Source organism: Bradyrhizobium sp. DOA1, from assembly GCF_001593325.1.
Taxonomy (GTDB): domain Bacteria; phylum Pseudomonadota; class Alphaproteobacteria; order Rhizobiales; family Xanthobacteraceae; genus Bradyrhizobium.
The window spans coordinates 2,451,926-2,471,235 of the sequence record NZ_JXJM01000001.1; the positions used below are offsets into that span (position 1 = coordinate 2,451,926).

The following is a 19,310-nucleotide window of genomic DNA, read 5'->3' on the forward strand; positions in this document are numbered from 1 at the left end:
CGCGAAAGAATCCCGGAGAGGAAACCAGAAATGTCCGCCAGATACGAAGAGCTCAAAGGCCTGAAGAACATCGGCCAGAAATATGCCTACACCGACCGCGAGGTGATGCTCTACGCCTATGGCATCGGCCTCGGCGCCGATCCCATGGACGAGAACGAGCTCGCCTTTGTCAACGAGGGCACGTTCACGCCGCGCCCGCTCAAGGTGGTGCCGACCTTCGCGTCCGTCGCCGCCTGGGGCTCGGGTCCGGGCGAGATGAACCTCAACCGCGTCATGGTGGTCGACGGCGAGCGCGACATCACGTTCCACCAGCCGTTGCCGGTGGCCGCGCACATCACGGCCGACTCCTCCGTGCTCGAGGTCTACGACAAGGGCAAGGACAAGGGCGCCGTCATCGTTCACCAGACCGTGCTGAAGAACGAGAAGGGCGAGAAGCTGGCAACGCTGGTCGCCTCGCGCTTTGCCCGAGGCGACGGCGGCTTCGGCGGACCGAACCTGACGCAGCCCGACCCGCACAAGATCCCCTCGCGCGCGCCCGACAAGACCATCGACATCACGACGCGCCCCGACCAGGCGCTGGTTTATCGCCTCTGCGGCGACCGCAATCCGCTACACTCCGATCCCGAGTTCGCCAAGAAGGCCGGCTTCCCGCGCCCGATCCTGCACGGCATGTGCACCTACGGCATCACCTGCCGCGGCGTGCTCCAGACCTATGCCGACTACGACGCCTCCGCCTTCCGCCAGCACGTCGCAAGGTTCTCGTCACCGGTCTATCCCGGCGAGACCGTGACCATGGACCTGTGGAAGGACGGCAACGTGATCTCGTTCGAGGCCAAGGTGAAATCGCGCGGCGTCACCGTGATCAAGAACGGCAAGACGGTGTTGGGTTAGCTGCTCTCGTGCCCCGGACGCAGCGCAGCGCTCCTTCAGCGATGCGCTGCAGAGCCGGGGCCCAGAGTGCCCGACCAGAGCTGGGTCCCGGCTCTGCGACGCAGCGTTTCACGCTGCATCGCGTCCGGGACACGAGAGAACAAAAACAAGCAGGGAGACGCCACCATGGGACTACTCGACGGCAAGGTCGCGCTGATCACCGGCGCGGGCGGGGGGCTCGGTGAAGCCTACGCAAAGCTGTTTGCGCGGGAAGGAGCCTCCGTCGTCGTCAACGACCTCGGCGGTCCGCGCGACGGCTCCGGCGCCGACAAGTCCATGGCGCAGCAGGTCGTGGACGCGATCACGGCGGAGGGCGGCAAGGCGGTCGCCAATGGCGCGGACATCTCCACCATGGAAGGCGGCCAGTCGGTGTTCGACGACGCCATCAAGCACTTCGGCCGCGCCGACATCCTCGTGAACAATGCCGGCATTCTCCGCGACCAGACCTTCGCAAAAGCCTCCGAGGCCGACTGGGACAAGGTCATCAAGGTGCACCTGAAAGGCACCTTTTGTTGCACCCTGCCGGTGTTTCGCTGGATGCGGGAAAACGGCGGCGGCGTCATCGTCAACACCTCCTCGACGTCGGGGCTGATCGGCAATTTCGGCCAGACCAATTACGGCGCGGCCAAGGGCGGCATCTGGGGCCTGTCCAACGTGCTGGCGATCGAGGGCCGCAAGTACAACATCCGGATATGGACGCTGGCGCCAGGCGCCCTGACCCGCATGACCGCAGACCTGCCCCGCTATAAGGAGAACCCGGGGGCGGCGCTGGGGCCGGACGGCATCGCGCCGGCCGTGCTATACATGGTCAGCGATTTGTCGGGCGACCAGACCGGCAAGGTGCTGGGCGTGTCCGGGCCCCGCGGCGTGCGCGAGATGCGGATGATGGAGATGGAAGGCTGGAAACCGCCGCATTCGGGCTGGAACGCCCAGGACATCGTCGATCACGCCAAGGAGATCTTCTTCTCCGAGGAGCAGATCAAGATGGGGGCGCGGCGGTTTTGATTCACTGTCGTTCTGGGGCACGTGAAGCGTGATCCCGGAACCTCGAGATTCCGGGTTCGGCTCTGCGAGCCGCCCCGGAATGACGAACAAAGGGATAAGGGACTTATGAAACTCACCGCCGACGCCAAGGGCACCTTCGCAATCGCGCCGACGCCGTTCCACGACGATGGCCGGATCGACGAGCGCTCGATCGACCGCCTGACCGATTTCTACGAGGAGGTCGGCTGCGACGGTGTTACGGTGCTGGGCATCCTCGGCGAGGCGCCGAAGCTCGATGCCGCCGAGGCCGAGCAGGTGGCGGTGCGCTACGTCAAGCGCGCCAAGAAGATGCAGGTGATCGTCGGCGTCTCCGCGCCGGGCTTTGCCACGATGCGCTCGCTGGCCAGGGCCTCGATGGACGCAGGCGCCGCCGGCGTGATGATCGCGCCGCCGCCGTCACTTCGCACCGACGATCAGATCGTCGGCTATTTCAAGCAGGCAGCCGAGGCGATCGGACCAGATGTGCCCTGGGTGCTGCAGGACTATCCACTGACCTTGTCGGTGATCTTCACTCCCGCCGTGATCCGCAAGATCGTCATGGACAATCCGAACTGTGTGATGCTCAAGCACGAGGATTGGCCGGGTCTGGAAAAGATCTCGACGCTGCGCGGCTTCCAGAAGGACGGCTCGCTCCGTCCGCTCTCGATCCTGTGCGGCAATGGCGGCACGTTCCTGGATTTCGAGATGGAGCGCGGCGCCGACGGTGCCATGACGGGCTATGCCTTCCCGGAGCTTCTGATCGACGTCGTGAACCTCTCCAAGGCCGGCAAGCGCGACGCCGCGCATGACATTTTCGACGCGCATCTGCCGCTGATCCGCTACGAGCAACAGCCCGGCGTCGGCCTGACCGTGCGCAAATACGTGCTGCAGAAGCGCGGCATCATCGCCTCCAGCGCCCAGCGCAAGCCCGGTGCGACGATGACCGCGGCGGCAAAGGCCGAGGTCGATTATCTCCTCTCGCGCGTCGCCCGTTTCGACAAGCGCGCCAATCTCGGCCCGCAATCCAGCGCCGCAGGATAATCTAATGACCGAGACATCAGCATCACGCCCGGCCTCGACGATTCTCCTGCTCCGTGACGGCGCACAGGCCGAAATCGAGGTCTTCATGATGGTTCGCCATCATCAGATCGAGTTCAACTCGGGCGCGCTGGTGTTTCCCGGCGGCAGTGTCGATGCCGGCGACAAGGAGATCGTCGCCCGCTCCGATCTCTATTCGGGCGGCGAGGGCTTGAGCGAGGCGGACCGCGGCTTCCGGATCGCCGCGATCCGCGAGACTTTCGAAGAGAGCGGCATCCTGCTGGCGCGTTCGAAGGGGACGGGCCTGCCGGTCGACGCCAACCGCGCCGGGGAGATCGCGGACGCGCACCGCGTCGCCCTCAACGAGCACAAGATCAGCTTCCTGAAGATTCTCGACGACAATGGCCTCCAGCTCGCGCTAGACACGCTCGTGCCTTACGCGCACTGGATCACGCCGGAGGGCATGCCGAAGCGCTTCGACACCTGGTTCTTCCTCGCCGCCGCGCCGCCCGATCAGCTCGGCGCCCATGACGGCCGCGAGTCCACGGATTCGATCTGGGTCTCGCCGCGCGAGGCGGTGGAAGGCGGCGAAAGTGGCCGTTTCAAGCTGCCGTTCCCGACCACACGCAACCTGATCCGGCTCGCCAAGCAGGAGAGCGTCAGTGCGGCGCTCGACCATGCCCGCGGGATGTCGATCATCACGGTGATGCCGGTGATGACCAAGACCGAAACCGGCCGCCAGCTCCGCATTCCCCGCGAGGCCGGCTATGACGGCGAAGTGTTCGAGGTCGGGGCGCTCGGCTAGGATACTTCGCTATGTGACGAAGTATGGCGGCCGGCGATGCACTGGTTTCCGCCCATCGAATGGGCGGATGCATCGGGTGGACAACCGGATGGCGGCGGCCCACCGACAATTAACGATGTTGGGCGGTCCGACGCATGTTCCCCCGGGGGTGCAATACGTCGTATATTGGGCCTCCTCTAGCCCGGTCCCCCAAAACACCAATGTCCGCCGAATCGACGCCGACCCCTGAGAAAAAGCGAACTTTCTCGCTCTCCATCGGCCAGCTCACCTTCGGCAGCTTCCTGCTCGTGCTGGCGGTGATCATCGTCACCTCGACTGCGAGCGTGATCGCGATCCGCCATATCGACACCACCTTCGCCGAGCTGCAGCGGCTCCAGAGCGTCGGCGATCTCGCCGAAGACATCGACCGCCGCATGAACGAGCTGCGCCTTGCCGCGCGCGACTTCGTCACCGATCCCGGCGCCGGCATCCAGTTCCAGCAGGTCGGGGAGGCGGCCTCCACGCTGAGCGACATCCTCAAGAAAACCCGCATCGAGCTCGCGCCTGAGCAGCAGGACATGCTCGACGGGGTCACCGAGCGGCTTTCGACCTATCGCACCGGCTTGGAGCGGATATCGACCCTGATCGATCGCCGCGCCCAGCTGCTCGCCGGCCTGCCGCCGCTGCGGGAGCGGTTCGACGCGGCCGTCGCCGGCACGGCGGACCGCGAGCTGGCTTCCCGCCTGTCCGAGGCGCAGAGCCGAATCGCGCTCGGTCTGCTCGCGCGCAACCCGTCCGCGGCCGAACAGGCGGCGGAGGGATTGCGTGCGATGGACATCGCCGATGGCAAGCTCAGGGCGGACGTCAACGATTATGCCGAGGCCATCATGGCGGTCGCCGTTCGCGAGCGGCAGATCGCCGACATCGACCGCGAGGTGCTGGGCACCGAGGGCCGGCTGATCGGCCGTGTCACCGAATTGCTGCGCGAGGTCAGCTCGCGCCGCGGTCACGTGCTGTCGCGCGATTTCGCCCGCACGCTGACCGAGGCACGGTGGCAGAGCATCGTGCTCGGCACGGTCGGCGTGCTGATCGGCATCGGCGCGGCACTGTTCGTGGTGCGCAGGACGGTTCGTCCGCTCGCCCAGATCGCACGCTCCATTCGCGCGCTGGCCGCCGGCCAGAAGGACGCGTCGATCCCGTCCGCCGACCTCGGCAACGAGATCGGCGACATCGCCCGGGCGGCCGAAGTGTTCCGCCGCGCGCTCGAGGAGGCCGACACGGCGCGCGAGGCGGCGGTGCGGGCGCTCACCGAGCAGCGCCTCGCCGAAGAGAGCTACCGGAAACTGTTCGAGGGATCGGTCGACGGCATCTACGTGACGACGCCGGCCGGCGACCTCCTCAACGCCAATCCGGCGCTGGCGCGGATGATGGGCTATGACAGCCCGCAGCACCTCATCGACAGCATCAACGACATCGCTCATACGATCTACGTCCATCCCGAGGCGCGCACCGAATATCAGCGGCTAATGGCGCGCGACGGCATGGTGCGCGAGTTCGAGTATCAGGTGCGCCAGCGCAGCGGCAACATCCTGTGGCTCTCCGACAGCGCCACCGGCGTGCGGGACGAGGAGGGCAACATCGTCCGCTACGAGGGCACGCTACGCGACATCACCGACCAGAAGCGGGCGGAAGACGCCATCGCCGAAGGCCGGCGCCTGCTCCAGCAGGTCATCGACACCGTGCCCGCGGTGATCAACGTCAAGGACCGCGATCTGCGCTACGTCCTGATGAACCGCTATATGGCCGGCATCTTCGGCATCGAGCCCGGCGACGCGCTCGGCCGCACCACGGCCGATCTGATGTCGCGCTACGGCGCCGCCAAGTCCGACGAGAGCGACAAGCGGGTGCTCAAGCTTCGAAAGGGTCTGGGTTTCTACGAGGAGGAGTATAAGGACGCCTCTGGCAACATGCGGCAATGGCTGGTCAACAAGCTGCCGCTGCTCGACGCCGAAGGCGAGATCGAGCGGATCGTCACGGTGGCGCTCGACATCGGCGAGCGCAAGCGCGGCGAGCAGGAGATGCGCAAGGCCAAGGAATCCGCCGAGACCGCGCTGCGCAATCTGCGCGAGACCCAGGCCTCGCTGATCGAGGCGGAGAAGCTCGCCGCGCTCGGACGCCTGGTCGCCGGCGTCGCGCACGAGGTCAACAATCCCGTCGGCATCAGCCTCACCGTCGCCTCCGCGCTGGAGCGCAAGACCGCGATGTTCTCGGCCGAAGTCGAGCGCGGCGAGCTGCGTCGCTCCACCCTGAACGAATTCCTCAACACCAGCCGGGATGCCTCCTCGCAGCTCGTCTCCAATCTCAATCGGGCCGCCGAGCTGATCCAGTCGTTCAAGCAGGTTGCGGCCGACCGCAACTATTCGGACCAGCGCAGCTTCGACCTCGGCGACCTCACCGAGCAGGTGGTGATGAGTCTGCGGCCGGGGTTGCGCAAGCACAATCTGACGCTCAACGTCGAGTGCCAGCCGGATCTGACCATGAACAGCTATCCCGGCCCGTATGGTCAGGTGCTGACCAATCTGTTTCTCAATTCGGTGGCGCACGCCTTTCCGGATGGCCGGCCGGGGACCATCGACATCCAGGTGCGCGAGTCCGGCAAGGACAATGTCGAGATCATCTTTTCCGACAATGGCTGCGGCATGTCGCTCGACGTCCGGCGCCGCGCCTTCGATCCATTCTTCACGACGAGGCGCGACCAGGGCGGCACCGGCCTCGGCCTGCACATCGTCTACAGCATCGTCACCAACCGGCTCGGCGGCCGGCTCGATCTCGATTCCGAGCCGGGGGGCGGCACACGCATCCAGATGATCCTGCCGCGCGTGGCGCCGCTCGAACAGGCGGCGGAATAGTTAGTCGACGTCGGCGAGCTTGCGCAGCGTCGCGCCGAAGATCTGGCTGGCCTTGCCGACCAGCGCCGTGCCGGTCATCTCCCCGCGCGTGTCCGTGAAGGTGCCACTGACGCCGATGCCAACCGGGGCGGGGCCACCGAACAGCGGATTGTCGTTGCCCCGCGGCGAGGTGTGGCGCTGCACCAGCACTTCACCCTTGAAGCTGTTGTCCTTCACCTTGTAGCTGCCGGTGTAATAGAGGTAGGCATCGCCGCCAAGGATTTTGCCGTCGCGGAACAGGATCACGCCGCTGCCTTTGCCGACTCGCCCATCGAGCAGGCTCACGTGAATTGAATAGAGCCCGTTTTTCATAACGTCCCACAGGCCGGCCGCCATCGCCCAAGGGCGTAACCGATCTTGCTTTTATGCCAAAGCGCGTCCGCTGGCGCAACGCGGCAGTTTGGCGGGACGGAAGTCCTGCGGACCGTAATCGTCCCCGGTTGTCTATGACGCGGATATGACGGCCTCACCATGAGCCGAGATCCGAGGTAGTGACCGGAGCCGGCGCGCGCCACACTCCGGACGGCGCGTCCGGAGAGCCGATCCCTGGTGCCGCTCGCGCCGCTTAGGTATATTTTTTGTCGCGCTCGAGCAGCTCGATCGAGATGCCTTCGGGGCCGCGGATGAAGCAGATGCGCACGCCCGGCCTGATCGTGGTCGGCTCGCGCGTGAAGGTGACGCCCTTGGCCTTGATCTCGGCGGCGACGGCGTCGATGTCCTTCACCGTCAGCCCGAAATGGTCGAGGCCCTGATGCGGATGCGGAGGCGGTGGGCTGACGGCGCTGTCGCCCTCGAGCGGCGCGATGAAGATCTTGGCGCCGCCAAGGTTCACGTCGATCCGTCCGGGCGCATGCACGATCTCGCCACCGAGGATGTCCCGCAGCCAGGCCGCCGTGGCCTCCGGATCCGGGCTGCGCAGATGGACGTGATCCCAAGTGACGACGATTGGCATTTCATTCTCTCCCAACGCGATCTTCGATGTTGCGGCGGATGTTAACGATCCCGCCCGGTCATCGCCACAGCCCCTGCCGATTCGCAACTGCGCGGGAACCTTAGGTCGAGATTGGGATTAAGGTAAACGGTGGCCTAAGTCCGGACGTGTTCCGGCCGCCGTCGGTGATGAAACCATGAACGCGAGGCTTGGCCGGATCGGGTTGGGACGTTTCGCCGGGAGCGGCGAGCGGCTGGCGCGGACCGTGACGATTGCGAGCGTGTCCTTTGGTCGGGGCCTGCTCTGGTTGCTGGCGGCGATCATTGTCGGTTGTGGCATCTGGATGCTGTTGCCGCTCTCCAAGGGCAATAGTGCCGAGCCGGAGAAGAAGCTGGCAGCCGTCGAGACGGTGCCCTCGGACGCTCCGACAGCAGCGGTCTCGCAGGCGTCCGAGGCTCAAACGCCTGCAATGGCCGAGCTCGGCCGCCTCAGGATTTCATCGCAGACCTGGCGTCGCGGCGGCCTCGGCTCGAAGGCGCTGGTGACGTTCACCCTGCGAAACGACAATGACTATGCCGTAAAGGACGTCGAGATCGTCTGCGCGTTTACGCGGCGCGACGGCAGCCATCTCACCGATCGAAGCCGTGTGCTGGCGGATTCCGTCAGCATGAAGAGCCGCAAGACCTATGCGCAAATCCCCATCGGTTTCGTCAACGTGAATGCCGACCAAGCCAAGTGTTCGCTGGTTGCGGCACGCCGCGCATGAAACTCCGCATCCTCCGGTAGCGGAAAAGTTACCGTCTCCAGTCTTGGCGCAAAAACTTGGCGTTGCCATTTGAACCGAATGGCTGGGCCAGGAACCAACTAGAGTATCGCCTGTTAAGGCGAAAGGCCCACGCGGGGATGCGGGGGGCGGAGCGCGGCCAATGCCTATCTTTCGGTATTTCATCTTCGTCGGTGGAGCTTTGCTCGCACTGTTGTTCGCGGCGGATTTCATGCTGCCAACGGCACCCGTGGCGCAAGCCGTTGCGACCGCCACCAACGACCAGCCGCTGATCCGGATCAGGTCCGATCGCCATTTGCCTGAGCGCGTGGTGCTCGACACCAGCCAGCCGACGATTGCCGCGCCCGCAGTGAAGACTGCTTCTGTGGCGGCGCCTCAGCCGCCGGCGGCGGATAACGCGTCGGCAGCACTCGCCGACATGTCCGCCAAGGCGCGGGTGCGCGAGACGTTCGCCCAGTTCACGCCGGCTCCGAAGGCCGATACCGCCGCGGCAAAGAAGGTGGTGGACGCCAAGCCGCAGCTTCAAGCGCAGGCCCAGCCTGCTCTGGCGCCGCAGGCACAGCCGCCGAAGCGCAGGGTCGCCAGGGCGCATTCGGTACCGCAGCAGCAGGACCGGCCGATGATGATGGCGCAGCGCCCGCAGTTCGGCTTCTTCGGCAACACCTGGTAAGAACGGCTACGCCCGCTTCGAAACGCGGCGGGGAGGGCTTTTTATTGGTCGGCCTCTCTGCTAATTCGAACCCATCCGAACGCCACGCAGAGTGCTGGCTTGCCAGCAACTGTCCGGTGCGTCTCGGTTGTGGCCCAATGCCGGGGTCAGGGCGCTCGTAGCTCAGCTGGATAGAGCATCGGATTTCGATTCCGAGGGTCGGAGGTTCGAATCCTTCCGAGCGCGCCAGACTTTGCGAATGTTCGATATTTGTTCCGTGTCGGAGCTGATGCGGTCCTCGCTGTGGGGGCGTGAGCGGTCAGCTCGTCGGCAGGCGGATCTGCCGGCCGCGGGCCAGCGTCTCCGAGGGGCTCTCCTGGAAGGTCGCGCGGTAGGCAGCGGCGAACTCACCGAGATGATGGAAGCCCTGGGCGCGGGCGCATGTGGCAACGGTGGCGCCGCCGCCCTTGAGCAGGCGGGCGCGGGTCGCCCACAGCCTCTTGAGGCGGATGTACTGGTGCAGGCTCATGCCGCGCACCTTGCTCACGGCACCGCCGAGCGTGCGGATCGAGACGCCAAACTCGCTGGCGAGATCGGCCGTGTAGATCGGAGCGGTCGGATGGGCTGCGACGTAATCGTCGATCCGTTGAATGAGTTTGATCGACCGCTCGCCTCGGACGGAGGTGCTCCGGTCCGGCCGGGGATCGATCCGAAACAAATCATCGAGCGCGAGCAGTAGACCTTCCTGGAGATGGGCGGCCACCTCGGTGGTCTCGAACAGGAGCGGCTGCGCCGATGCGGTCCGCAGGATGTCGAGCAGCAATCGACGCGCGTGAAGCAGGGCCGGCCGGTTTGCGACCCTGGCTCGCAAATCGTCGCCACGATCGAACCAGCCCCGGTCTCTCAGGGCGGGCGAGAGGATGATCATCGCGTGATGATTGGTCTGGGGTTCGACGTAATGACATTCGTCGTTGCCGCGGAGGGCAACGAAGAAGCGGGCGTCGAAATCGACGCACTTGAAATTGGCCCGAAGGTCGTCGGCCATCGGCAGGATCACCATTCCGCCAGGCATCCGATAGGCCGCGTCGAGGATGCGCGCGAACGACCTCATCACGACGATGCGGCATGCAGGTAGGGAGACGATGGCGCGCAACGCCGCGAAATTCGCGACGTCGAGCGGAATGCTTCTCGCATCTTCCATCGTCTCGATCGGCCGAAATGCGTCCACGTCGGCAAAGCCGATCAGTTGAAGCGCGGAGGACGGGGCGAGGGCGTCGAACAACATTGCGTTTGGCCGGCTGTGCAACAATCAAATGAACGTCGTATATCGCCATCAATGGCGAAACATCATGCTTCAGTAAATCGGAATTCGTGCCGTAGTATTGCGGACATCATGCCATGAGGCGCAGTAGATCAGTGTCACCGTCAACGTTCGCGGCTCATCGGTTGGCCGGAGGCGAGATCGATGAAATGCAGGCGCGTGCACGCAGGACAGGCAAAGGGCGCAAAGCTGCGCCCCATGCGTTCGCTCCTTCTCCAGATGCGTTTGCACGTTCATGCCCGTCCGAGGGCATCGGAAAACGATGAAATCGCCATCTCCGTACAATGGCGGGAGTGGCGGCCTTCCTCTTTGATCTAGATCAGTTTTCGCATTGCTCGAGGCCCCGGCAGCAATCGCACGATTCATGATCCCGCAAAGCGAAGGGGCCCCAAGGGCCCCTTCAGACGTCACCAGCGGCGATAGCCGTGATAGCCATAATAGCGCGGGCCGTAATAGCGCGGCGGCCCATAATACCGAGGGCCATAATATGGCCGCGGCCCGTAGTACCCATAATAGTTCGGGCGCCACCAGCACTGTCCCCAGGCGTTGCAGACCATGCGGACCTGCTCGACGCCGGAGACTTGCGGTGTCGCAGGTGCTGGCGCGATGGGCATGGCGGACGCCGCCGGCGACGCCGCGACGGCACCGAACAGGGATGCGGCGACGAGGCCAATTCTAAGGTTCATGATGTCTTCCTCCGCTGACGCAACGCAGGATATCGAAGTTGTTCTGATTAAATTGTGGCGGAGCCCAAATGTAATGCTGATGAACGAATCTTCAGCGAGCCCGGCTGCAGGCGTGATTCTAACGAGATGCGGCGCGCGTCTGACCAACGTCGCTTTGCGCCGGCTGCTGCCGGCACGACATCGCCGCATCCTTGATCCCGCGCAATTCGTCGATGTCGCTTTGTCACTACTCTTGCCACACGGGCCAGCCGGTCGAGCAATTCGAAGGGCAGGCTTACAGGATGCTTGGAGCTGCGCAATGGACAAGATGAGAATTGAAAAGGGTGATTGGCTGGTCGTGTGCGACGGGCGCAAGGCGCTGATTCTGGAAAACCTCGGCGACGAGATGTTTCCAAACCTGCACACCAGGGAGGTGCACGAGCAGCCCAATCTCTCGACCGGCGCGCAAGGCAGCGATGCGCCGGGCCGGTTACATGGGGCGTCGGGTGGGGTGCGCAGTTCGGTCGAGCAGACCGATTGGCATGACGAAGCCGAGCGCGCCTTCCTGCGGAGCCTGGCCGGCCGGCTCGATGCCGCCGTCAGTGCCGGCGAGACCTCGGCTCTGACCATGGTGGCGTCACCGCGCGCGCTCGGCATGATCCGCGCCGACTATTCCGACGTCGTGCGCAAGGCGCTTCAGGGCGAGGTCGGCAAAGACCTCGTCAAGCTGCCGGTCTACGAGATCGAGAAGCAATTGCTGCTGTCGGGCGCCGCGAAATAGGGGCGGCCGCGAGGAAGGACGCGCGGTACCTCAGTAGCAGGGGTGCCGGCGGCGGTCCTGGCCGATATAGGCGGCCGCACTGCGGTAACAGTGGTTCGTCGACGGGCCGTCGTAATAGGCGAAAGTGCCGGGGGTGATGCCCGGTCCGTAATTGTGCAGATAGCTGATCGGGTAGGGCAGCGGGTTGGCGTAGGAGCGGTGGTACCGGTGACGCGCCTCTGCAAGGCCCGGGGCCAGGATTGCAACCGTCAGGGCCGCAGCGGCGGCTACAAGCGTCAACTTGCTCATCTCGATTCTCCGGAACCCGCTCGAATAGGTCAGCGATTATAGCAATTTCGGACGGCCAGGCATCGGTCACAAGGCCCGAAATCAGGGCCGATCCCGCAGATTTCCGGGTGGGTGTGACAGAATTGCCGGGCATGCGGTCGAAACCTGCCCATTTTTGGCCTTTTCCGGATGCTTAACGAATTCCCCACACAAGTATGACCAAACAGTATTCGCTTAAGAATCGTCTCCCCGGCTCCAAGGGATCATTTTAGGGTCCTTCAAGGCTGGTCCCATTCCTGAAGGCTTTCGCCGCACGTCGCCATGCGCATCACGCTTCTGAGCCTGCTGTTGCTCTGCTTAGCCGCCGCCACGCCGGCGCGTGCCGAGCTGCACATCACCCGCGACCACGGCGGTTATGTCGAGGAGTACAAGGCCAAGTACAAGCGCGTGCGCGAGAAGGGCGAGCGCGTCATCATCGACGGCATCTGCAATTCGGCCTGCACCCTCGTGCTCGGCATCGTGCCGATGAACAAGATCTGCGTGACGCCGCGTGCCAGCCTCGGCTTCCACCAGGCCTATTACGACAAGGCCTTCACCTTCGGCATCAAGGTCACCAGCGCCGAAGGCACCTCCGACCTCATGTCCTATTATCCCGACAAGGTGAAGGACTGGATCCGCCGCAACGGCGGACTCACCACTGACATGAAGAAGATCAAGAACGGGGTCGAGCTCTGGAAGATCATCGATCCCTGTCCGGAAGAGTGGTGAGCGGCTGAGCTGAGCCGCCGTCGCAGCGCAGCATCGTCCCAGGCGAAATTCGCATTGCCGCAACCGTGCCCATGGGGCAAGGAGGGCGGCAATGAACCATAATCAAGAAGCCCTGACCGCCCGCGTCGCGCCGATCCTGTTCGTCCTGCTCTGGAGCACCGGATTCATCGGCACCAAATACGTCGTCGACAATGCCGATCCCTTGACCTACCTCGCCATCCGCATGGCGATCGTGGTCGGCCTGATGGCGATCATCGCTGGCATCGCGCGGCCGAAATGGCCTGACGGCATCGGCATCGCGCATAGCGCGGTCGCAGGCATCCTGGTCCATGGCTTCTATCTCGGCGGCACCGCGATCGCGATCGCGCATTCGATACCCGCCGGCCTTTCCGCGCTGATTCCGGGCCTGCAGCCGATCCTGACCTCGACCATCGCCAATCGCTGGCTCGGCGAGAGGGTGACGCCGCTGCAATGGGCCGGCCTCGTGCTCGGCCTCGGCGGCGTCGTGCTGATCCTGCACAACCGCCCGATGACGGGTGAGGCCGGGCTCGGCTGGCTGGCCTCGGTGGTCTCGCTGATCAGCATCACGCTCGGCACGCTCTACCAGCGCCGCTACTGCAACCAGATCGACTGGCGCGCCGGCAATCTCGTGCAATATGTGGCCGTCACCATCTTCTTCGCGATCGGTGCCTTCCTGTTCGAAGACCGCGTGGTGCACTGGACGCGGGAATTCGTGCTCGCGCTGGCCTGGCTCGCCGTGGCGCTTTCGATCGGATCGATCGGGCTATTGTACTGGCTGATCCGCCACGCCGCGGCAACTTCGGTCGCGAGCCTGTTCTACCTGGTGCCGGCTGTGACGGCCCTGATGGCGTATCTCCTGTTCGGCGAAAAGCTGGACGCAATCGCCATTGCCGGCATGGCGATGTGCGCAGCGGCGGTCTTCGTGGTCAATCGGCGCTCTTAGCAGCGCGCACAGCCCTGACGTGTGTTCACCGTTCCGTGCTAGGGTGGAGCATTCGAGCCCATTTCTTTTCAGCGCGGGATGTCCATGAAAACGGCGAGACGTGCATTGCTCCACCGGTCGATGAAGCCGGTCCGGATTGCCTGCATCAATTATGCAGAGGAGATGATGAGCGAGCGGAGGATGGGAAGGCTCACCGCAGCGCTGCAGAAATGCTACGACAAGCACTTCCTCCCGGTCTGGGGCTATCCCGTCGATCTCGACGTCACCCGCAAGCCGAAGCCCACCGATTGGCAGCTGGTCTATTTCGACGACGCCACGCACGAAAACTTCCTCGGACGGCACGAGCTGACGCATCGGGGACAGCCGATCTCGAAGATATTCCTGAAGACGCTGGGCGAGGATGATCCGGTCAGCCTCGCCGCATCGCACGAGCTGTTCGAGATGGTGCTCGATCCCATGGCCAATCTGTGGGCTGAAAAGACCCGGCACACCCAATATGCCTATGAGGTTTGCGACGCCGTGGAGGAGGAGGCGTTCATCGTCGATGGCTTTCCGATGTCGAACTTCGTCTACCCGTCCTGGTTCGAGCCGTTCGAACATCCCCCCGGCACCAAGTTCGACCACATGGGGTCGCTGACGGCGCCGTTCACGATGACCGAGGGCGGCTATGTGATCAAGAAGGTCAACGGCAGGCGGGTGATCAAGCAGTTCGGCTCAGCGGAAAAGCGCAAGCGATTCCACGCCGAGGACCGGCGCGGCCATCGCAGCGAATTCCGGGATCCCAAAGGCCAGCATCATCCGGGCCGGCGCGCCGCCAAACGGTGAGATAGGGTGCCGTCTCCGGGCGCGTCCGCGCGCGGAGACGGCCGCAAGCGTTACGCTCAGCGCTTGGCCTTCTTCTTCGACTTGGTGGCTTTCCTGGCGGCCTTCTTCGCAGTCTTTTTCGCGGCTTTCTTTGACGACTTCTTTGCGGCCTTCTTCGTCGTCTTTTTAGCTGCCTTCTTAGCTGTCTTCTTGGCCGCCTTCTTCGGCGCGACCTTCTTCGCGACCTTCTTGGCTGCCTTCTTCACCTGCTTGACGGCGGTGACTGCGGCGTCCTTGGTCGCTTCCACGGCGTTGGTGATCGTGTCCATCGCCTGCTCGGTGATCGGCTTCTCGTCGTCCATGTCGTCCCCCATTGTTTGAACGGAGCGATGACGATAGCGGGTTTCGAAATTGTGTCAAAGCGACGCTCAACCTTTGCGGATCTTCGCGTAAGCAGCGAGCGCGCGCTCGCGTCCCCTGGCATGATCGACAATGGGTTGCGGATACGTCTTGCCAAGCGTGAGGCCTGCACTCGCAAGCTCGATCGGCGTCGCCTGCCACGGCTGGTGGATGAGCTTCGCCGGAAGGTCCTTCAGCTCCGGCACCCAGCGCCGGACGTAGGTTCCATCGGGATCGAACTTCTCGCCCTGGAGCTGCGGATTGAACACGCGGAAATAGGGGGCGGCGTCGGCGCCGCAGCCGGCGACCCATTGCCAATTGGCGGGATTGCTGCCGGCGTCCGCATCGACCAGCGTGTCCCAGAACCAGGCTTCGCCCTCGCGCCAGTCGATCAGGAGGTGCTTGACGAGGAACGAGGCCACCACCATCCGCACCCGGTTGTGCATCACACCGGTGTGCCATAGCTCGCGCAGGCCGGCATCGACGATGGGATAGCCGGTGCGACCGCGCCGCCAGGCAGCGAGCGCCTTCTTGTCGGGCTTCCAGGGGAAACGGTCGAAGTTGGCTTGCAGGTTTGCGGTGGCGAGGTCGGGGTGGTCGTAGAGGAGGTGGCGGCAGAATTCGCGCCAGCCGAGCTCGATCAGGAATTTCTCGACCCCTTGGCCGAGCGCCGGATCTTCAGCCGCAGCGAATCGCGCGGCGTGCCAGACCTGGCGCGGGCTGAGCTCGCCGAAGCGCAGATGCGGCGACAGCCGTGAGGTGCCGTCCCGGTCCGGGCGATCGCGGTCGCCGACATAGAGGCGCGCCGTGTGCTCGAGGAAGGCGCCCAGACGCGCGCGGGCGGCGATCTCGCCGGGCGTCCAGGTCTCCCGCAGTCCGCCCGCCCAATCGGGCTTGAGCGGCTCGAGCTTCCAGCTCTCCAGCCGATCGCCGGCGATCTTCCCGGCCGGGCGCAGCTCCTTCGGTGCGGGCAAGGGCTTTGGCGGATCACCGAGTGCCAGCACGCGTCGCCAGAATGGCGTGAACACGCGCAGGCCACGGCCCTCCTTGTTGCGGATTGCCGCGGGCGGGACCAGCAGATCGCCGGGAAAACTTTGCGAGTCCGTTCCAAGCTTTGCCAGCGCCGCTTCGAGCTGTCGTTCAACCGCTTGATGCGGCGCCTGCGCAATCGCGTTCCAGTAGACGGCGCGGGCGCCGCACTCTCGCACGACTTCGGGAATCACCTTGGCTGCCGATCCCCTACGCAGGATTAGCGAACCGCCGCGCGCGGCGATCTCGGTCCCGAGTGCCCGGAGCGACTGCGCCAGCCACCAGCGCGCGGCCCCGCCCGGCGGTCGTCCGGTCGTCTCGTCCAGCACATAGAGGCAAATTACCAGCGATCCGGACCTGGCGGCGGCATGGAGGGCGGGATGGTCGGACAGGCGGAGATCATCGCGGAACCAGACAACGATGGGTGGCGCGCTTGGCGTGGTCAGGGAGGGCCTCGTTTACCAATTGGAAAGCATGTCACGTCCGGCGGTGCGAACGGTCGTTAATGCGACCGTAAGCGGATTGCACGATTATGCAGGAATTACGGGGGTCATTCCATTCATGTCAAAGCTTCTCACTGGGAAGTTCCTGCCGCAGTTCAAGCTCGGCACCAAGGCGGTCCTGTGTGCCGTGCTGCTGATCGCCGTGAATACGGCGCTCGTGGTCGGCGCCGGCTATTGGTCGCTGACATCAGCCTTCAATGATCGCGCGCTCCGCGACATCGAGGTCAACCTGCGCACATTGGCGCTGGCGTTCGCCGAGACCATTCCGGACGTCAAGATCACGATGAGGGATGGCGCAGTCCAGCGCGCCGAAATCCCCAAAATGCCCGACCTGAAGGATCACGCCATCGTCGATCGGGCGGTGTCCTATGTCGGCGGCAACGCCACCTTGTTCGTGTTCGACGACGCGAGTGGGCAGTTCGTGCGGCGCTCGACCAATGTGAAAAAGGAAAATGGCGATCGCGCCGTCGGCACCCAGCTGGCCGCCGATCATCCGGGGCAGGCGCCGCTGCGGCGCGGCGAGGCCTATAAGGGCCCGGCCACGCTGTTCGGCAAGTCGTTCATGACCGCCTATTTCCCGATCGTGGACGCGGCCGGCAAGGTCACCGGCATCCTCTATGTCGGCATCCCCATGGCCCAGTTCGAGAGCATGCTGGCCCACGCCATCGAGAGCATGGCGATTGCGGCGGGACTGGCCGGGCTTCTGGTCCTGGTGCTGACGCTCTTGGTCGTCCGTCGCGTCACCCGGCCGCTCACCTCGGTCACGCGCTCGCTCACGGCGCTTGCCAACGGCCAGAGCGACGTCGAGATCGAGTGCGAGGACCGCGCCGACGAGATCGGCGAGATCGCCCGCACCGTCGCGGTGTTCCGGAGCAATTCGCAGGAGCGGGCGCGCATGCGCAGCGAGCAGGCGGCGGCAACGACTGCCGCGGCCGAGCAGCGCAAGGCAGAGCTGCGCAGCTTCGTCGAGGAATTCCGCGGCAGCGTCGGCGGCATTCTCGACAAGGTGCTGACATCGTCGGGCGAGTTCGAGCGCACCGCGCGGCAACTCACCGACACCGCGCGCTCCACGGCCGATCTGTCGGCGCAGTCGGCCGGAGCTTCCGAAAGCGCCTCCGAGCACGTGCGATCGGCAGCATCGGCCTCCGACGAATTGTCCCAGTCGATCTCCGAGATCACCCGCCGGGTGCAGGAATCGAACGAGATCTCCGCCGAAGCGGTGCGGCAGGCCGAGGCCACCGATCAGCGCATCGCGCAGCTCTCGGAAGCCGGCGCGCGCATCGGCGACGTCGTCAAGCTGATCACCTCGATCGCCGAGCAGACCAACCTGCTGGCGCTGAACGCCACCATCGAGGCCGCGCGTGCGGGCGATGCCGGCCGCGGCTTTGCGGTCGTGGCCCAGGAGGTCAAGACGCTCGCCGGCCAGACCGCGAAAGCGACCGACGAGATATCGAACCAGATCGAGAGCATGCAGCTCGCGACCGAGGAATCGGTCGCCGCCATCAAGGCGATCGGCCAGACCATCGAGCGCATCAGCGGCATCGCGGGCTCGATCTCGGCCGCGGTCGAGCAGCAGAAAAGCGCGACCCACAACATCGTGGCCAGCGTTCGTGCGGCGGTGTCGGGCACGGCCGATGTTGCCGTCAATGTCCGTCACGCCGCCAAGGGTGCCAGCGAGACCGGCGAGACCTCGAGCCGGATGTTCGCTTCCGCCCAGGCGCTGTCGGGCGAAAGCCTGCATTTGAAGGCCGAGGTCGACGGCTTCCTCGACCGCGTACACGCGGCTTGATCGCTGGGGGCATTCCGGTGCGGTCCGAAGGACCGAACTCCGGTGCGCAATCGCGCACCGGAGAATCTCGAGATCCCGGGTTCGCGCTTCGCACGCCCCGGGATGACCTTTTGCGGCCGCTAGGCGCGGCCGCCAAAAGTCATTTCGGCTGCGGCACGATGCGGATGTAGGGCTTCGGCTCTTTCCAGCCCTGCGGGTAGATCGTCTTGGCCTCGTCGTTGGAGACCGAGCCCGCGATGATGACGTCTTCGCCCTGCGACCAGTCCGCCGGGGTGGCGACGCGATGCTTGGCGGTGAGCTGGAGCGAGTCGATGACGCGCAGGATCTCCTGGAAGTTCCGGCCCGTCGTCATCGGATAGACCAGTACCAGCTTGATCTTCTTGTCCGGCCCGATGATGAAGACATTGCGGACGGTCTGGTTGTCGGCCGGCGTGCGGGTGAGGGGATCGCCCGAGGTCGAGGCCGGCAGCATTTCGTAGAGCTTCGAGACGTTGAAGTCGGTGTCGCCGATCATCGGATAGTTCGGAGCCGCGCCTTGCGTCTCCTTGATGTCCTCGGACCATTTCGAATGGCGGTCGACCGGATCGACCGACAGGCCCATCAGCTTGACGCCGCGCTTGTCGAATTCCGGTTTCAACTTGGCGAGAGCGCCGAGCTCGGTGGTGCAAACCGGCGTGAAGTCCTTGGGGTGCGAGAACAGAAGCGCCCAGCTATTGCCGATCCAATCGTGGAACTTGATCTTCCCTTCGGTGGTCTCGGCTTCGAAGTCGGGTGCGGTGGCGCCGATCGGAAGTGTCATGGTTCTACCTCATCGCATTGAATTTACTGGGGAATTAATCTCTGGCCGTCGCCCTCAGTATAGGCACTTGGCGAGGCCAAGTGAACGGCAACTGAACCGGCTGAAGTAAAATGTGAATTCCTTCCTTGAAGGGC

The 19,310-nt window shown here is 64.6% G+C and carries 20 protein-coding genes and 1 tRNA gene; 13 read left to right on the forward strand and 8 right to left on the reverse strand.

From position 1 onward, the window contains the following. Positions 1 to 30: 30 nt before the first annotated feature. The 5 genes from SE91_RS11570 to SE91_RS11590 all read left to right on the forward strand — a co-directional run bounded on the left by SE91_RS11570 (position 31) and on the right by SE91_RS11590 (position 6,684). Positions 31 to 891 carry a MaoC family dehydratase gene (locus tag SE91_RS11570; RefSeq protein WP_061847690.1) on the forward strand — a complete coding sequence of 287 codons (861 nt, stop codon included), beginning with the start codon at positions 31 to 33 and terminating at the stop codon, positions 889 to 891. Positions 892 to 1,056: 165 nt separating this feature from the next. Continuing rightward, complete coding sequence (locus SE91_RS11575) at positions 1,057 to 1,935, forward strand: SDR family oxidoreductase (protein WP_061847691.1); 879 nt, start codon at positions 1,057 to 1,059, stop codon at positions 1,933 to 1,935. 105 nt (positions 1,936 to 2,040) lie between these two features. Next, positions 2,041 to 2,994 carry a dihydrodipicolinate synthase family protein gene (locus tag SE91_RS11580; RefSeq protein WP_061847692.1) on the forward strand — a complete coding sequence of 318 codons (954 nt, stop codon included), beginning with the start codon at positions 2,041 to 2,043 and terminating at the stop codon, positions 2,992 to 2,994. Positions 2,995 to 2,998: 4 nt separating this feature from the next. Continuing rightward, a complete protein-coding gene (locus SE91_RS11585; protein WP_061847693.1) occupies positions 2,999 to 3,796 on the forward strand; it encodes an NUDIX hydrolase in 798 nt (265 codons plus the stop codon). Positions 3,797 to 3,996: 200 nt separating this feature from the next. Beyond that, the gene (locus SE91_RS11590) at positions 3,997 to 6,684 is read left to right on the forward strand and encodes a PAS domain S-box protein (protein ID WP_061847694.1); all 2,688 of its coding nucleotides are present in this window, start codon (positions 3,997 to 3,999) and stop codon (positions 6,682 to 6,684) included. Here SE91_RS11590 and SE91_RS11595 read toward each other — a convergent pair whose 3' ends face one another. Together SE91_RS11595 and SE91_RS11600 are read right to left on the reverse strand one after the other, a co-directional pair. Beyond that, complete coding sequence (locus tag SE91_RS11595; RefSeq protein WP_008549063.1) at positions 6,685 to 7,035, reverse strand: GrlR family regulatory protein; 351 nt, start codon at positions 7,033 to 7,035, stop codon at positions 6,685 to 6,687. A gap of 253 nt (positions 7,036 to 7,288) precedes the next feature. Next, complete coding sequence (locus tag SE91_RS11600; RefSeq protein ID WP_061847695.1) at positions 7,289 to 7,675, reverse strand: VOC family protein; 387 nt, start codon at positions 7,673 to 7,675, stop codon at positions 7,289 to 7,291. 175 nt (positions 7,676 to 7,850) lie between these two features. Here SE91_RS11600 and SE91_RS11605 point away from each other — a divergent pair, with 175 nt between their 5' ends. The 3 genes from SE91_RS11605 (at position 7,851) to SE91_RS11615 (ending at position 9,336) form a co-directional block, all read left to right on the forward strand. After that, positions 7,851 to 8,420, forward strand: coding sequence for a hypothetical protein (locus SE91_RS11605; RefSeq protein ID WP_061847696.1), 570 nt, complete (start codon positions 7,851 to 7,853; stop codon positions 8,418 to 8,420). 160 nt (positions 8,421 to 8,580) lie between these two features. Then, on the forward strand, positions 8,581 to 9,108 hold the full coding sequence (locus SE91_RS11610; protein WP_061847697.1) for a hypothetical protein: 528 nt from the start codon (positions 8,581 to 8,583) through the stop codon (positions 9,106 to 9,108). Positions 9,109 to 9,259: 151 nt separating this feature from the next. Continuing rightward, positions 9,260 to 9,336 (forward strand) — tRNA-Arg (locus SE91_RS11615). A gap of 70 nt (positions 9,337 to 9,406) precedes the next feature. Here the strand turns inward: SE91_RS11615 and SE91_RS11620 are convergent. Further along, positions 9,407 to 10,372 carry an AraC family transcriptional regulator gene (locus tag SE91_RS11620; protein ID WP_061847698.1) on the reverse strand — a complete coding sequence of 322 codons (966 nt, stop codon included), beginning with the start codon at positions 10,370 to 10,372 and terminating at the stop codon, positions 9,407 to 9,409. A 443-nt stretch (positions 10,373 to 10,815) separates the two neighbouring features. Beyond that, a complete protein-coding gene (locus SE91_RS11625) occupies positions 10,816 to 11,094 on the reverse strand; it encodes a hypothetical protein (protein WP_008549029.1) in 279 nt (92 codons plus the stop codon). 298 nt (positions 11,095 to 11,392) lie between these two features. On the opposite strand from SE91_RS11625, the gene SE91_RS11630 reads away from it, so the two are divergent. Next, the gene (locus SE91_RS11630) at positions 11,393 to 11,854 is read left to right on the forward strand and encodes a host attachment protein (protein WP_008549027.1); all 462 of its coding nucleotides are present in this window, start codon (positions 11,393 to 11,395) and stop codon (positions 11,852 to 11,854) included. Between the two features lie 30 nt (positions 11,855 to 11,884). Here the strand turns inward: SE91_RS11630 and SE91_RS11635 are convergent, their stop codons facing one another. Further along, positions 11,885 to 12,142, reverse strand: coding sequence for a hypothetical protein (locus SE91_RS11635; protein ID WP_008549026.1), 258 nt, complete (start codon positions 12,140 to 12,142; stop codon positions 11,885 to 11,887). Between the two features lie 300 nt (positions 12,143 to 12,442). Here SE91_RS11635 and SE91_RS11640 point away from each other — a divergent pair, with 300 nt between their 5' ends. From SE91_RS11640 to SE91_RS11650, 3 genes are all read left to right on the forward strand, one after another. Then, complete coding sequence (locus SE91_RS11640) at positions 12,443 to 12,889, forward strand: hypothetical protein (RefSeq protein ID WP_008549024.1); 447 nt, start codon at positions 12,443 to 12,445, stop codon at positions 12,887 to 12,889. A 91-nt stretch (positions 12,890 to 12,980) separates the two neighbouring features. Continuing rightward, positions 12,981 to 13,853 carry a DMT family transporter gene (locus SE91_RS11645; protein WP_008549021.1) on the forward strand — a complete coding sequence of 291 codons (873 nt, stop codon included), beginning with the start codon at positions 12,981 to 12,983 and terminating at the stop codon, positions 13,851 to 13,853. 84 nt (positions 13,854 to 13,937) lie between these two features. Continuing rightward, on the forward strand, positions 13,938 to 14,678 hold the full coding sequence (locus SE91_RS11650) for a hypothetical protein (protein WP_061851091.1): 741 nt from the start codon (positions 13,938 to 13,940) through the stop codon (positions 14,676 to 14,678). Between the two features lie 56 nt (positions 14,679 to 14,734). On the opposite strand, the gene SE91_RS11655 is transcribed toward SE91_RS11650, so the two are convergent. Further along, on the reverse strand, positions 14,735 to 15,019 hold the full coding sequence (locus tag SE91_RS11655; RefSeq protein WP_060736345.1) for a hypothetical protein: 285 nt from the start codon (positions 15,017 to 15,019) through the stop codon (positions 14,735 to 14,737). Between the two features lie 66 nt (positions 15,020 to 15,085). Beyond that, a complete protein-coding gene (locus SE91_RS11660) occupies positions 15,086 to 16,477 on the reverse strand; it encodes a cryptochrome/photolyase family protein (protein WP_245318592.1) in 1,392 nt (463 codons plus the stop codon). A gap of 169 nt (positions 16,478 to 16,646) precedes the next feature. Between SE91_RS11660 and SE91_RS11665 the strand changes: the two genes are divergently transcribed. Continuing rightward, positions 16,647 to 18,377: a methyl-accepting chemotaxis protein gene (locus SE91_RS11665; protein ID WP_061847700.1), complete on the forward strand. Its 1,731-nt coding sequence runs from the start codon at positions 16,647 to 16,649 to the stop codon at positions 18,375 to 18,377. A 139-nt stretch (positions 18,378 to 18,516) separates the two neighbouring features. Here the strand turns inward: SE91_RS11665 and SE91_RS11670 are convergent, their stop codons facing one another. After that, on the reverse strand, positions 18,517 to 19,176 hold the full coding sequence (locus SE91_RS11670) for a peroxiredoxin (RefSeq protein ID WP_061847701.1): 660 nt from the start codon (positions 19,174 to 19,176) through the stop codon (positions 18,517 to 18,519). Positions 19,177 to 19,310: the final 134 nt, after the last annotated feature.

Excerpts from the sequence above, each read along its gene's own strand:
- SE91_RS11610 (WP_061847697.1), top strand. The coding sequence starts at position 8,581 with ATGCCTATCTTTCGGTATTTCATCTTCGTCGGTGGAGCTTTGCTCGCA.
- SE91_RS11595 (WP_008549063.1), bottom strand. The coding sequence starts at position 7,035 with ATGAAAAACGGGCTCTATTCAATTCACGTGAGCCTGCTCGATGGGCGA.
- SE91_RS11590 (WP_061847694.1), top strand. The coding sequence starts at position 3,997 with ATGTCCGCCGAATCGACGCCGACCCCTGAGAAAAAGCGAACTTTCTCG.
- SE91_RS11670 (WP_061847701.1), bottom strand. The coding sequence starts at position 19,176 with ATGACACTTCCGATCGGCGCCACCGCACCCGACTTCGAAGCCGAGACC.
- SE91_RS11650 (WP_061851091.1), top strand. The coding sequence starts at position 13,938 with ATGAAAACGGCGAGACGTGCATTGCTCCACCGGTCGATGAAGCCGGTC.
- SE91_RS11585 (WP_061847693.1), top strand. The coding sequence starts at position 2,999 with ATGACCGAGACATCAGCATCACGCCCGGCCTCGACGATTCTCCTGCTC.
- SE91_RS11625 (WP_008549029.1), bottom strand. The coding sequence starts at position 11,094 with ATGAACCTTAGAATTGGCCTCGTCGCCGCATCCCTGTTCGGTGCCGTC.
- SE91_RS11605 (WP_061847696.1), top strand. The coding sequence starts at position 7,851 with ATGAACGCGAGGCTTGGCCGGATCGGGTTGGGACGTTTCGCCGGGAGC.
- SE91_RS11640 (WP_008549024.1), top strand. The coding sequence starts at position 12,443 with ATGCGCATCACGCTTCTGAGCCTGCTGTTGCTCTGCTTAGCCGCCGCC.
- SE91_RS11580 (WP_061847692.1), top strand. The coding sequence starts at position 2,041 with ATGAAACTCACCGCCGACGCCAAGGGCACCTTCGCAATCGCGCCGACG.
- SE91_RS11630 (WP_008549027.1), top strand. The coding sequence starts at position 11,393 with ATGGACAAGATGAGAATTGAAAAGGGTGATTGGCTGGTCGTGTGCGAC.
- SE91_RS11665 (WP_061847700.1), top strand. The coding sequence starts at position 16,647 with ATGTCAAAGCTTCTCACTGGGAAGTTCCTGCCGCAGTTCAAGCTCGGC.
- SE91_RS11620 (WP_061847698.1), bottom strand. The coding sequence starts at position 10,372 with ATGTTGTTCGACGCCCTCGCCCCGTCCTCCGCGCTTCAACTGATCGGC.
- SE91_RS11645 (WP_008549021.1), top strand. The coding sequence starts at position 12,981 with ATGAACCATAATCAAGAAGCCCTGACCGCCCGCGTCGCGCCGATCCTG.
- SE91_RS11570 (WP_061847690.1), top strand. The coding sequence starts at position 31 with ATGTCCGCCAGATACGAAGAGCTCAAAGGCCTGAAGAACATCGGCCAG.
- SE91_RS11575 (WP_061847691.1), top strand. The coding sequence starts at position 1,057 with ATGGGACTACTCGACGGCAAGGTCGCGCTGATCACCGGCGCGGGCGGG.
- SE91_RS11655 (WP_060736345.1), bottom strand. The coding sequence starts at position 15,019 with ATGGACGACGAGAAGCCGATCACCGAGCAGGCGATGGACACGATCACC.
- SE91_RS11635 (WP_008549026.1), bottom strand. The coding sequence starts at position 12,142 with ATGAGCAAGTTGACGCTTGTAGCCGCCGCTGCGGCCCTGACGGTTGCA.
- SE91_RS11600 (WP_061847695.1), bottom strand. The coding sequence starts at position 7,675 with ATGCCAATCGTCGTCACTTGGGATCACGTCCATCTGCGCAGCCCGGAT.